The organism is Microbacterium petrolearium (assembly GCF_054782875.1).
On the sequence record NZ_BAAGRQ010000002.1, the window covers coordinates 75,748 to 88,616 of the forward strand.

The 12,869-nt window shown below is 74.2% G+C and carries 10 protein-coding genes; 5 read left to right on the forward strand and 5 right to left on the reverse strand.

Features of this window, described 5'->3' with window-relative positions:
• Window positions 1–20: 20 nt before the first annotated feature.
• The 4 genes from ACYVJ0_RS02285 to ACYVJ0_RS02300 form a co-directional block, all read right to left on the reverse strand.
• Entirely contained in the window at window positions 21–2,294 is a 2,274-nt protein-coding gene (locus ACYVJ0_RS02285; RefSeq protein ID WP_460815728.1) for an ATP-binding cassette domain-containing protein, read from the reverse strand.
• 28 nt (window positions 2,295–2,322) lie between these two features.
• On the reverse strand, window positions 2,323–2,916 hold the full coding sequence (locus ACYVJ0_RS02290; protein ID WP_460815730.1) for an ECF transporter S component: 594 nt from the start codon (window positions 2,914–2,916) through the stop codon (window positions 2,323–2,325).
• Window positions 2,917–2,980: 64 nt separating this feature from the next.
• A complete protein-coding gene (locus ACYVJ0_RS02295; protein WP_460815732.1) occupies window positions 2,981–3,982 on the reverse strand; it encodes a pirin family protein in 1,002 nt (333 codons plus the stop codon).
• A 20-nt stretch (window positions 3,983–4,002) separates the two neighbouring features.
• Window positions 4,003–4,368 (reverse strand): GNAT family N-acetyltransferase, encoded by a 366-nt coding sequence (locus ACYVJ0_RS02300; protein ID WP_460815734.1) that lies wholly within the window; start codon window positions 4,366–4,368, stop codon window positions 4,003–4,005.
• Window positions 4,369–4,489: 121 nt separating this feature from the next.
• Between ACYVJ0_RS02300 and recQ the strand changes: the two genes are divergently transcribed.
• From recQ to ACYVJ0_RS02325, 5 genes are all read left to right on the forward strand, one after another.
• Window positions 4,490–6,499, forward strand: coding sequence for a DNA helicase RecQ (gene recQ, locus ACYVJ0_RS02305; protein ID WP_460815736.1), 2,010 nt, complete (start codon window positions 4,490–4,492; stop codon window positions 6,497–6,499).
• Window positions 6,500–6,700: 201 nt separating this feature from the next.
• Window positions 6,701–7,612 carry a choice-of-anchor G family protein gene (locus ACYVJ0_RS02310; RefSeq protein WP_460815977.1) on the forward strand — a complete coding sequence of 304 codons (912 nt, stop codon included), beginning with the start codon at window positions 6,701–6,703 and terminating at the stop codon, window positions 7,610–7,612.
• A gap of 78 nt (window positions 7,613–7,690) precedes the next feature.
• A complete protein-coding gene (locus ACYVJ0_RS02315) occupies window positions 7,691–9,736 on the forward strand; it encodes an acyl-CoA dehydrogenase family protein (RefSeq protein WP_460815738.1) in 2,046 nt (681 codons plus the stop codon).
• 145 nt (window positions 9,737–9,881) lie between these two features.
• Window positions 9,882–11,588 carry an RDD family protein gene (locus ACYVJ0_RS02320; protein WP_460815740.1) on the forward strand — a complete coding sequence of 569 codons (1,707 nt, stop codon included), beginning with the start codon at window positions 9,882–9,884 and terminating at the stop codon, window positions 11,586–11,588.
• Window positions 11,585–12,373: a PP2C family protein-serine/threonine phosphatase gene (locus ACYVJ0_RS02325; RefSeq protein ID WP_449853795.1), complete on the forward strand. Its 789-nt coding sequence runs from the start codon at window positions 11,585–11,587 to the stop codon at window positions 12,371–12,373. The genes ACYVJ0_RS02320 and ACYVJ0_RS02325 overlap by 4 nt, the downstream gene beginning before the upstream one ends.
• Window positions 12,374–12,382: 9 nt before the next feature.
• Here the strand turns inward: ACYVJ0_RS02325 and ACYVJ0_RS02330 are convergent, their stop codons facing one another.
• Window positions 12,383–12,823 carry a recombinase family protein gene (locus tag ACYVJ0_RS02330; protein ID WP_449853794.1) on the reverse strand — a complete coding sequence of 147 codons (441 nt, stop codon included), beginning with the start codon at window positions 12,821–12,823 and terminating at the stop codon, window positions 12,383–12,385.
• Window positions 12,824–12,869: the final 46 nt, after the last annotated feature.

Sequence of the window (12,869 nt, forward strand, 5' to 3'; positions counted from 1 at the left end):
CCGAACCCGCCCTTACTCTGTCATATCCATCCGCGCGGCAGCGTGATCGCCGCGAAGGCGATGAAGACGGCGGCCGTGGCGGCCCATCCGGCCACCACGGCCACGGTGTCGGCGGTCCGCCAGCGCAGGACGCGCCGCTCCGTGCGCGTGGGGTGGGCGCCGAACGCGCGCGCATCCATCGCGAGGGCCACCCGTTCGGCGTGCCGGATGGCGCCGGCCAGCAGGGGCACGAAAGACGCGGCGGCGCGCGACAGACGCGTTCCGCCCGTGCCGCGCACGCGATGGGCGGCGCGGATGATCGCCATCTCCCGCCGCAGGCGCGGGGCGAATCGGTACGCGGCGAGGGCGGCGTACCCGATCCGGTACGGCACGCCCAGGTGCTGCACGATCGCGCGCACGAGATCGGGACCGGTGGTGGTGAGGCCGGGGACGAGCGCGATCGCGAGCATCGCCGTGAGGCGCAGGCCCGTCGCGGTGCCCGTGCGGGGATCGGTCCACAGCGCGAAGCCCGCCGCGAGGGCGACGAGCACGGCGGGCAGCGCGACGCCGAGCCACAGCCCCAGCCGCCGATCCCGTCGCGCGCCGACGAGCAGCACGAGCGCCGACAGGATCGCGAGGGCCGCCGGGGTGGCCAGGTCGCGCGTGAACACGACGCCGACGAGCGCGGGCAGGACGGCGGCGAGCTTCGCGAGCGGATCGAGCCGCTCGAGGGGCGCGGCCCGCCGTGGCCCGGACGCGCCGGCCGGCCCGTCGGCGGTCTCGAGGGGGCGCGGCCGATCGAACACCGCGCGGGCGGTCGGCAGGGTCTCGTCGGCGGGACCGAAGGCGACGAGCTCCCCGCCGTCCATGACCGCGACGTGCGTGGCGTGCTCGGCGACCAGGCGCAGGTCGTGCGTGACCACCACCACCGTCGTGCCGTGGGCGTGCAGCTCGTCGAGCAGCGCCAGGAGCTCGTCGGCCCGCGCGCGATCCTGCCCGAAGGTCGGCTCGTCCAGCACGAGCACCCCGCCGGGGCGGTCGGCCCCCGCGATCAACGCGGTCGCGACCGACAGCCGCCGCTTCTGCCCGCCCGAGAGCCGATAGGGGTGCCGATCCGCGTGCTCGGTCAGCCCGAACCGGGCGAGCATCGCGTCGACGCGCGCGTCGCGCTCGGCACCCGGCACGCGGCGCAGGCTGTGCGCGAGCTCGCCGCGCACGGTGTGGGAGACGAACTGGTGCTCGGGGTTCTGGAACACGAACCCCACGCGCTCGGCGAGGCGTCGCGGGGGCGCGGCGCCCGCATCGAGCCCGGCGACGCGGACGGTGCCGCGGGGTGGGGGCGCGACGCCCGCGAGCGCCTGCGCCAGCGTGGTCTTGCCCGCGCCGTTGGGCCCGACGATCGCCGTGAACGAGCCCGCGGGCACGTCGAGCGAGACGTCGCGGATGAGCGCGCGGCGACCCCGGCCGCGTCCGGTCCGCACCGTCAGCCCGCGCGCCGACACGGCGGGGGCGACGTCGCCGGCGGGCGTCGGCACGGGCCGGCGGCTCGGCTCGCCGTCCCGGGGCAGCCACACGCCCATCGCGCGCAGCTCGGCGGCGTGGCGGTCGAGCACGTCGGCGGGGTCGCCGTCGTGGGCCAGGCGTCCGTCGGCGTCGAGCACGACCACGCGCGTCGCGAGCGGCAGCGCGGCGTCGACGTCGTGCTCGACGAGCAGGACGGCGTGCTCCCCGGCGGCGACGAGGTCGGCGAGCGCCGCGTACACGTCGCGCACGCCCGCGGGATCGAGCTGCGCGGTCGGCTCGTCGAGCACGAGCAGCGGGCTGCGCATCGCGAGCGCGCAGGCGATCGCGAGCCGCTGCTTGCCCCCGCCCGAGAGCTCGTCCGGATCGTCGTGGCGGCGCTCCCACAGGCCCACGCGCCGCAGGGACTCCTCGCTGCGCGCCCGCACCTCCGCGGCGCCCAGGCGCAGGTTCTCGAGGCCGAAGGCGACCTCGTCGAGCACGCTCGAGGTGACCAGCTGCGCGTCGGGGTCCTGGAACACCATGCCGACGCTCGTGCTCAGCTGGGCGGGCGAGGCTCCCGCGGCGTCCCGCCCGCCGATCCGCACGACGCCCTCGACGTCGGCGTCGATGTGGTGCGGCACGAGCCCGTTGAGCGTGAGGGTGAGCGTGGTCTTGCCGCTTCCGCTCGGGCCGAGCAGCAGCACGACCTCGCCCGTGCGGATCTCGAGCGAGACCTCGCGCGGCGCCGGCCGCGGGGCGTCGAGATGCGCGACGCTCACGCGCGCGAGCGCGGCGAGCGGGGCGTCGGTCATCCGATCAGCGTATGCGGCCGCGCCCGGGTCACGCCCGCGGCGCCGGGTGCCGCTCGGCTCGGCGCCCGCGTTCCCTGCCGCGGCCCGGCGTGATGCCGGCGCGCTCGAGCCCGCGACCGATCCAGAGTCCGAGCAGCGTCCACGCCACGGGGCCCAGCAGCGACAGCGCGAGGTAGGCGGCCTGCGCCCACGCGGGCAGCTCACCGAGGTCGGCCGCCATGGCGACGACGAACGCGACGAGGGCGCCGATCAGCAGCGCCGAGACGAGGTACCGCCACCAGCTCCAGGCGCGGTACCGGAACACGGCCGCGACGCCCTCCTGGATGCCGCCGAACAGCAGCGCCGTGCCGAGGAACTGCGGCGCCCACACGGGCGCGATCGCGGCGCCGACGAGGCCGGCGAGCACGTGCGTCACCAGCGCGACCCACGGCATGCGGAACAGCTCCTGCGCGACGATGCCGGGCAGTGTGTGCACGCCCAGCAGGAAGCCGTACAGGAACGGCGCCGCCGCGAGGACGGGGATCGTGAGCCACCCCTCGATGCCGCCGAGCACGCCCGTCGCGACCGCGATCGCGGCGCAGACGAGGAGGACGCGCGTGGAGAGGACACCGGACTTGCTCACGCCCCCGAGCCTATTGCGATCCGCCTGCGCCCCGGGCGGGTGGGCGGCACCGATCGCGCGCGGTTCAGATGCGGCGGCGCCGCGCGGTGAGCCGCACGTTCGGCAGCGGCGGTGCGGGGATGCGATCGTCGGGCTCGTGGCCCACGACGGATCCGAACCTCGCGTCGCGGGCCTCCCAGTGCGCGCGCGCCTCGGCGATCTCGTCGTGCGAGCGGCCGACGAAGTTCCACCACATCACGATGTCCTCGCCGAACGGCTCGCCGCCCAGCAGGAACACCATCGCCCCGCCCTCGGTCGACACCTCGATCCCGTCGCGGTGCACGCCCAGGTACAGCAGATCGAGCCGGTCGAGCGACAGGGAGGCCGCTCCGCCCGGTGCCGCATCGTGGACCCGCAGATCGCCCTCCACGTGCACGATGGCGTGCTCCCAGTCGCGCTGCAGCGGCAGCCGCACGCGCGAGCCGGGGGCGAGACGGATCTCGGCGCCCACGATGGGGCTGTAGACGGCGGCGGGGGAGTCGACGCCCGCGAACGAGCCGACCACGACGGTGATGTCGGGGTCGGCGCCCTCGCTCGCCGCGACGGCGGCGGACGGCAGCTCGCGGTGCTGCTCGAAGTGCGGCCCCTGGCGGCGCGCGCCCTCGGGCAGCGCGATCCACAGCTGCAGCGCGTCGATCGGTCCGGGCTCGTCGCCCACGGAGTACTCGGAGTGGCTGATGCCGTCGCCGGCGGTCATGATGTTCAGCTGCCCGCGCGTGATGCGCACGTCCGATCCGGCGGCGTCGCGGTGGCGCACCTCGCCGACGAGGGGCCACGTCACCGTCTGGAGACCGATGTGCGGATGCGGATCGACGCGCATCATCGCCTCTTGCGGGCCGAACCGGTCGAGGAAGCACCACGCGCCGACCAGCGGCAGGTCGCGCTGTGGCAGGGAACGCGACACGTCCATGGCGCGCACGCCGCCGAGCGGCACGTGCCGCGGCTCGAGCAGCAGCGCGCGCGGCCCGTCGCAGTCGGTGGATCCGCCGTCGACCGCCTCCCCGGCGTCGACGTCGTAGCGGGTCATCGCCCTGGGATTCCCGCGGCTCAGGCCGGCTGCTCGGGCGGGGTCGCGGCGTTCTGCGGCGTGCCGTGCGGCCAGTCCACGATCGCCCCGGCGACCTCGTTCTCGGTGAGATAGGCCGCGATGAACGGGCACAGCGGCACGATGGTGTCGCCGCGCCGGGCGACGTCCGCCAGCGCCTCGGCGGCGAGGACGTCGCCGAGGCCGCGGCCGCGGAAGGCCGGATCGATCACGGTGTGGACGAACCGGATCTTGCCCTGCTCCTGCGAGAACTCCGCGTAGCCGGCCAGCGTCTCGCCCTCGCGCGTCGCTCCGGCGTCGGGGGCGTCCGACACGTAGATCTCGTAGCGGTTCCGGTCGTCCACGCGCTCGACCCTCGTGTTCGTCATGCCTCCACGCTACGAGGTCCGCGGGCCACGGGGAACCCATCCGGCCGTTCACAGGCGCGCGGCGCAGATCGGCTGTCCACATCCGGCGCGCGGTGTCGGCCGCCCCGCCTACGCTGGAGGCATGACCCTCGGCGCGCTTCCCGACCCGTACGAGGGGTGGGCGCCGCCCGAGGAGGCGCCGCCGGACCCCTACGGCGACGAGTACTGGGAGCCCGACTACGCGGGCGGGCCCATCGCGTGGGGCGGCCCGCAGGACGCGGCTCCGCCCGCCGCGCACGCTCCGCCCGCCGCGCCGGCGACAGCCACGCCGCGGCCGTCGCGATTCGGCACGGCGCTCGAGGCGCTCAAGACCGTCTACGGCTACGACGCCTTCCGGGGCGACCAGGTCGCGATCGTCGAGCAGGTCGTCGGCGGCGGCGACGCGGTCGTGCTCATGCCGACGGGCGGCGGCAAGAGCGTCACGTATCAGGTGCCGGCGCTCGTGCGCGAGGGCACGGGCCTCGTCGTCTCGCCGCTCATCGCGCTCATGCACGACCAGGTCGACGCGCTGCGCGCCAACGGCGTGAACGCGGCCTACCTCAACTCCACGCAGAGCCCCGCCGAGCGCGCGCAGGTGGAACGCGACTACGTCTCGGGGCAGCTCGACCTGCTCTACGTGGCGCCCGAGCGCCTCAACTCGGAGGCGACTCTCCGGCTGCTCGAGCGCGGTTCCCTGAGCGTCATCGCGATCGACGAGGCGCACTGCGTCAGCCAGTGGGGCCACGACTTCCGCCCCGACTATCTCGCCCTCGGCGGGCTGGGGGAGCGGTTCCCCGGCGTGCCGCGCATGGCGCTCACCGCCACCGCCACGCGCGAGACGCACCGAGAGATCACCGAGCGGCTCCGGCTGCCCGACGCGAAGCACTTCGTGGCGAGCTTCGACCGCCCGAACATCCGCTACCGGATCGAGGCGAAGACCGAGCCGCGCAAGCAGCTGCTGTCCTTCATCCGCGCCCAGCCCGAGGGATCGGCGGGAATCGTCTACGCGCTCAGCCGCAAGTCGGTGGAGGAGACCGCGACGTTCCTGGCGGGCAACGGCATCGACGCCATCCCGTACCACGCGGGGCTCGACGCGGCCACGCGGTCGCGCCATCAGTCCCGCTTCCTGCGCGAGGACGGCGTCGTCGTCGTGGCGACCATCGCCTTCGGCATGGGCATCGACAAGCCGGACGTGCGCTTCGTCGCCCACATCGACCTGCCGAAGTCCGTCGAGGGCTACTACCAGGAGACCGGCCGCGCCGGTCGAGACGGCGAACCGGCCGTCGCGTGGATGGCCTACGGCCTGGGCGACGTCGTGCAGCAGCGGCGCATGATCCAGCAGGGCGAGGGCGACCGCGCCATCCGGCAGCGCCAGCAGCAGCACCTCGACGCGATGCTCGCGCTGTGCGAGACCGTGGACTGCCGTCGGCAGAACCTGCTCGACTATTTCGGGCAGGAGTCGGGCCCGTGCGGCAACTGCGACACCTGCCTCGAGCCGCCGGAGGTGTGGGACGGCCTCGTGCCCGCCCAGAAGCTGCTCTCCACGATCGTGCGGCTGCAGCGCGAGCGCAATCAGGCGTTCGGTGCCGGTCACCTGATCGACATCCTGAGGGGGGCCTCGACGGATCGCATCCGCAAGATGCGACACGACGAGCTGTCGACCTATGGGATCGGCAAGGACCTGTCGGAGCAGGACTGGCGCAGCGTCATCCGCCAGCTGCTCGCCCGCGGCCTGCTCGTGGCCCAGGGTGAGTACGGCACCCTCGCCATGAGTCCGGCCGGTGCGGGCGTGCTCCGCGGCGAGACGCCGGTGCGCCTGCGGCGCGATGTGATCGGCCGCGTGTCGCGCGCGAGCGGCGCGAAGAAGTCGTCGACCGCCGAGCAGCTCGCCCCCGACGACCGGCCGCTGTTCGAGGCGCTGCGCGCCTGGCGCGCGGAGCAGGCGCGCGAGCAGGGGGTGCCGGCCTACGTGGTGTTCGGCGACGTCACGCTGCGCGCCCTCGCCGAGCACCGCCCCGCCTCGATCGCCGATCTGGACGGCATCACGGGCATCGGCGCGAAGAAGCGCGACGCCTACGGCGACGCCGTGCTCGAGGTCATCGCCGCGCACTGACCGGCACCGTGCACCGGCCGCGGTCCGCGGGCGCCGCGTCGCCGCGGTGCGCCCTCGCCGGGCGTCATCCGAGCGCGCCCGAGCACAGCGCGAGCGCGCCCTCGGCGAGCTCATCGCCGCGCGGCGGACGCCCGCCGGGCCAGCCCTGCCCGGGCATCCGAAGGGCGTAAGGCGGATTCCGCGATCCATCAGCAGCTCGGCCTGACCTTCGTCACCGACGGCGTCATCGACAGCGCGGGGATCGAGCTCGGCGCCGTCTCGTCGACCGCCACCGCGACCGGCGATCCCGTGACGGGCGCGGTCGACATCGCCTCGCAGTACCAGATCGCCGACGCGCAGCTGGAGCTGTCCAGCCCGCTCGTCGCCGGCCTGACGACCACGCTCGACAGCGTGCTGACCCAGGCGATCGGCTCGACGCTCGACGCGGCGGTGGGACCGGAGGGACTTCTCGGATCCGCCCTGGCGGCCGCCGATCTCAACCTGTCGGTCCTCGGTCTCGCGACGGTCGACGTCTCGACCGGCACCATCGGCGTCGACGGCGTCGAGGAGGGCGTCGACGCGCTCATCCAGCAGCTGCTGCTCACCCCGCTGCAGGACGAGGCGGGCATCGCGTCGATCGACCTCGCCAACGGCCAGATCACGGTCGACCTGCAGCGCATCTCGTACGCGGAGGGCACGACGGGCCTGAACGGCCTGCCGGCGAACACCTCGCTGCTGAACGCCGCGACGCTCACGGCCATCACCGACGCCGTGGCCGAGGCGCTCGGCGCCCTGACGGCGCGCGTGCAGGCGGGTCTCGCCGGCCTCATCGGCAACCTCTCGGCTCACGTCGAGCTCGGCGCCGAGCTCGACCTGCTGTTCGGTGTCCTTCCGGCCGCGGACATCACCCTGGAAGGCCGTGGACGTCACGTGGAACGACACCCCGGCCGGCAACCGCGACCTGATGATCCAGGACGGCGAGTTCACCGAAAGCGCCGAGCGCACGGAGGACGACTACTGGATGGTGGACCGCTTCCTCGCCGACTACGCCACGAGCTGAGGTCTGTGCCGCGCGCACAATCGCGGCCGTCCGTCGGGCGGCGGGGCGGTGTCGATGGTGCACAACGATCGTGACGCGCCTCTGTGGAGTCCCTAACGTGGTGTCATCCCGCCGATCGCGCGTCCCGCGCGCGTCCGAAAGAGGTATTCCGCATGGCCGACACCGTGGTCCGTCCCGTCGAGAGCGCCGAGCACGCCGACGCTCGCATCGACATCTCCCTCGTGAACGACGCCCTGCTGGGCACGTGGGCCGACATCCGCCGCGAGGCGCGCGAGATGATCAAGGATCCCGCGTTCTGGCGCATCGAGGGGCAGCCGATCGCCGAGCACCGCGAGCGCACGCTCGCCCAGCTCGACCTGCTCGTGCAGCACGGCGCGTCGATGCGCGCCTACCCGAAGGAGTACGGCGGCCTCGAGAACCAGGGCGGCAACCTCGCCGGCTTCCAGGAGCTCGTGGTCGCGGACCCCAGCCTGCAGATCAAGTCGGGCGTGCAGTGGGGCCTGTTCGCCTCGGCCATCCTGCAGCTGGGCACCAAGACCCACCACGATCGCTGGCTGCGCGACGCCGGCGAGATGCGGCTGCCCGGCGCCTTCGCCATGACCGAGACCGGGCACGGATCGGACGTGCAGGCGATCGGCACGACCGCGACGTACGACCCGGAGACCGAGGAGTTCGTCATCCACACGCCGTTCCGCGGCGCGTGGAAGGACTACCTCGGCAACGCCGCGCTGCACGCGAGGGCGGCCACCGTCTTCGCGCAGCTCATCTCGAACGGCGTCAACTACGGCGTGCACTGCTTCTTCGTGCCGATCCGCGACGAGGACGGCGCGTTCCTGCCCGGCGTGGGCGGCGAGGACGACGGCCCCAAGGGCGGCCTGAACGGGGTCGACAACGGCCGCCTGCATTTCGACAACGTGCGCATCCCGCGCGATCACCTGCTCAACCGCTACGGCGACGTCGCGCCCGACGGCACCTACTCGAGCCCGATCCCCAGCCCCGGCCGCCGCTTCTTCACGATGCTCGGCGCGCTCGTGCAGGGCCGCGTCTCGCTCGACGGCGCCGCCACGTGGGGCTCGGCGCTCGGCCTCTACATCGCCGTGACGTACGGCAACCAGCGCCGCCAGTTCGACAACGGCGCGGGCGAGACCGTGCTGCTCGACTACGGGCGTCACCAGCGGCGGCTGCTGCCCCTGCTGGCGACCACCTACGCCCAGGCGTTCGCGCACGACGAGCTGCTGCAGAAGTTCGACGCGGTCTTCAGCGGCGCGAACGACACCGACGAGAGCCGCCAGGACCTCGAGACGCTCGCGGCGGGTCTGAAGGCGCTGTCGACGTGGCACGCGCTCGACGCGCTGCAGGAGTGCCGCGAGGCGTGCGGCGGATCGGGATTCCTCGCCGAGAACCGCATCGTCGGGCTGCGCAGCGACCTCGACGTCTACGTGACCTTCGAGGGCGACAACAACGTGCTGCTGCAGCTGGTGGGCAAGCGCCTGCTCGGCGACTACGCCAAGCAGTTCAAGGGCAAGCAGCCGGCGGAGCTCGCGGCGATGGTCGCCGGCCAGACCGCCGGTCGCGTGTTCCACGGCGCCGGCCTGCGCCGCCTCGGCCAGGCCGTGGCCGACCTCGGCTCCACGGCCCGGTCCGTGGAGCTCGGGCTGCGGGGCAAGGACCAGCACCAGCTGCTCGCCGACCGCGTGCAGACGATGGTGGCCGACGTCGCCGCCCGCCTGCGCCCGGCGTCCAAGATGTCGGCCGCCGACGGCGCCGCGCTGTTCAACGAGAACCAGAGCGAGCTGCTCGAGGCCGCGCGCGCCCACGCCGAGCTGCTGCAGTGGGAGGCGTTCACCGACGCGCTCGAGCGCATCGACGACGCGGGCACGAAGCAGGTGCTCACGTGGGTGCGCGACCTGTTCGGCCTCGGGCTGATCGAGAAGCACCTGTCGTGGCACCTCATCCACGGCCGGCTCTCGACGCAGCGCGCCGCGGCCGTCTCGCGCTACATCGATCGGCTCTGCGCGCGGCTGCGCCCGCACGCGCAGGATCTCGTCGACGCGTTCGGGTACGAGCCGGAGCACGTGCGCGCGCCCATCGCGTCGGGCGCCGAGCAGGCGCGCCAGGACGAGGCCGCGCAGCACTACGCCACGCTGCAGGCCTCGGGGAAGGCGCCGAAGAAGGAGCCGAAGCCGCCGCGGCGATGAGGTTCCGGGTCGGACGGATCCGCGACTCGCGTGGGCGCGATGTCGCGGATTCGTCGCATCCGCGGTGCGTGTGCTGACATGATCATCTGTGACGCTCCCGCGCGCGCTCGCGAGCGGCGCGGCGATGCAGGGAAGGATGGGTGAGATGAGCACGCCCCAGTACCCCGGCCACCTGCCGGATCCGTACGGGCAGCCCGCTTACCCGGGACAGCAGCAGTTCCCGGGAGCGGACAGCTACGGCCAGCCGGTCGCCGATCCGTACGCCGCCCCCGGGTACCCGTCCGCCCCCGCGGATCCGTTCGCCGCGTCCCCCGGCTACCCGCCGGCCCCGGCCGAGTACGCGGCGCCCGCGCCCGCCTACCCGGCCGCGCCCGCGGAGCACGCCTACGGCGGCGCGCCCGCGAACCCCTACGGCGGCGCCCCCGAGTACGCGCAGGGCGCCTCCGCGTACCCGCCGCCCGATCCCTCGTACCCGCCGGCCGATCCCTACGCCCGCCCGGCGTACGGCGTCGGCCTGCCCGCCGAGCCGGGCCGGCGCGTGGTCGCGTTCCTCATCGACTCGCTCATCGCCGGCGGCATCGCCGTGGTGTTCGGCGCGCTGGCGGTCGTGCTCACCCTCACGGTCGACATGGCCGCAGGCATGATCGCGCTGCTCGTGATGTACGCGGCGGTGCTCGCCTGGTTCCTCGTCTACACCGGCATGCAGGGCGGATCCGGATCGATCGGCGCGCGGGCGCAGAAGATCCGGATCGTGCAGGCCGACACCGGCGCGCCGCTGGGGTTCGGCAGGGCGCTGCTGCGCAACATCGTGCTCGGCGCCACCGGCGCGATCCTCCTGCTCGGCTACTTCTCGATCCTGTTCGACAAGTCGGGGCGCCGCCAGGGGTGGCACGACAAGGCCGCCGGCGCCATGGTCGTCGACGCCCGCCCGGCGGAGCAGGATCCGTACGGATCCCCGCTCGACGCGTACGGGGCGTACCAGGGCGAGACCTACGGCGCCGCGCCCTCATCGGCCGGCGAACCGTACGGCGCGCCGCACGCCGGCTACGCGCCGGAGGCGCCGGCCGCTCCTGCCCACGACCCCTACGGGGCGCCGGCGAACCCCTACGGCGGCGCGGCCGATCCGTACGCGGCCCCCGCCGACCCGTACGCTGGCCCGGTCGATCCCGTCGCCACGGCGGCCGTGACGATGGACCCGTCCGCCGCGGAGGCCGACCCGTACGCGCCGCCGCCGGCCGCCTACGCGCCGCCGCCGGCCGTGCCGCCTCGCCCCGCCGATCCGGTCGCCGACGCCTCGGCCACGGCCATCCCCGAGCCGTCGGCGTTCTCGGCCTCGAATCCGCCGTTCCCCGCGGCGGCACCCGCCGCGCAGCCGGGGGCGTCGCTCATCTCGTCGGTGCCCGGCGTGCCGGTGGCCGCGCCCGAGCCGCGCGAGGCCGCCCCGCAGCGTCGGGAGCCCGTGCCGCCGCCGGCCTCCGACGACTTCGTCGACGACACCGTGATCGTGCAGCGTCACCGCCCCGGCGCGATCAAGCGCGCCGTGTTCGTGTGGGACGACGACATCCGCCACGTGGTGACCTCCCGCACGGTGTTCGGCCGCAACCCCCCGCCCGTCGAGGACGCCGAGGTCGTCGCGGTGCGCGACACCACCCTGTCGCTGTCGAAGACGCACTTCGCGATCGACGTCGATCCGACCGGCGCCTGGCTGACCGACATGCATTCGACCAACGGCGTCGTGATCGTGCGTCACGGCGATCGGGTCGAGGTCACCCCCGGCCTGCGCACGCCACTCGAGCCCGGCGACGCCCTGGAGATGGGAGACCGGGTCGTCACCTTCGAGGCGCTCGCGTGACGGCCCCGATCGTCGTCGAGAGCGGCGCCGCCACCGACGTGGGGGCGCGCCGCACGCTGAACGAGGACGCCCACCTCGCCGAGGCGCCCGTGTTCCTCGTCGCCGACGGGATGGGCGGGCACGAGGGCGGCGAGCTCGCCTCGGCGGCGGCGCTCGAGGCGTTCGCGCCGTTCGTGGGGCGGCCGAGCGTGTCGGTGAGCGAGGCGCGCGACGCCTTCGACCGCGCGCGGCGCAGCGTCGACGGCCTCTCGGCGGCGCGCGAGCGCGGCGCGGGCACGACGTTCGCCGGCCTGATCGTGACCCACGTCGACGGCATCGGGTACTGGCTCGCGATCAACCTCGGCGACTCGCGCGTGTACCGCATGCGCCGTGGCGAGCTCGAGCAGATCAGCGTGGATCACTCCCTCGTGCAGGAGCTGCTCGACGCCGGCGAGATCACGGCCGAGGAAGCGGCGCACGACCGACGCCGCAACGTCATCACGCGCGCGATGGGGGCCGGCAGCCACGCGCAGGCCGATTTCTGGATGCTGCCGGCGGCGCGCGGCGACCGGATGCTCGTGTGCTCCGACGGCATGTCGAACGAGCTGACCGCCGAGCGGATCGCCACGATCCTGCGCCTCGAGGTGCTGCCGCAGACGGCGGCGGACCGCCTCGTGCGCGAGGCCCTGCTCAACGGGGGCCGCGACAACATCACGGCCGTGGTCGTCGACGCGGTCGCGGTCGCCTCCTCGCGCGATCACGACATCGACGAGGACACCCGCCCCCGCGAGGCCGTCTCGCGCTGAGCCGGCCGATCAGGCCGTGGCGTCGTGCAGGTGCCGCGCGCCGTGGCTGAGCACCTTCACGACGATGCCCTTGCGGCCGAGCGCCGCGACCGTGCGCGCGCCCTCCGCCGCATCGCGCCCGAGCGCGCGGATGCCCGCCACGACGAGCACGTCCCCGGGCCGCAGCGTGTCGAACAGGCGCCTCAGGCGCTGCTCCCAGGTCTCCAGGATGTCGGGCGCCGGGTGGCGGAAGCCCTCGATCGGCACGCCGAAGCGCGCCAGGTCCTCGCGCTGCTGCACGACGGGCGGCATGTCCTCGCGGGCGACGACGAGGCCGACCAGCCGCGCACCCTCGGGGCGCGCCTGCCACCAGCCGCGATCGCGCTGCAGCTCGATGAAGCACTTCGGGCACTCGGCCGCGGCGTGCGGAAGATGCAGCGGGCTCGTCTCCGCATCGATCGTGTCGACCACGCGATCCTCCTTCGTCCCCTCTATTGTGCCGGTTCCGGCCGGGTGA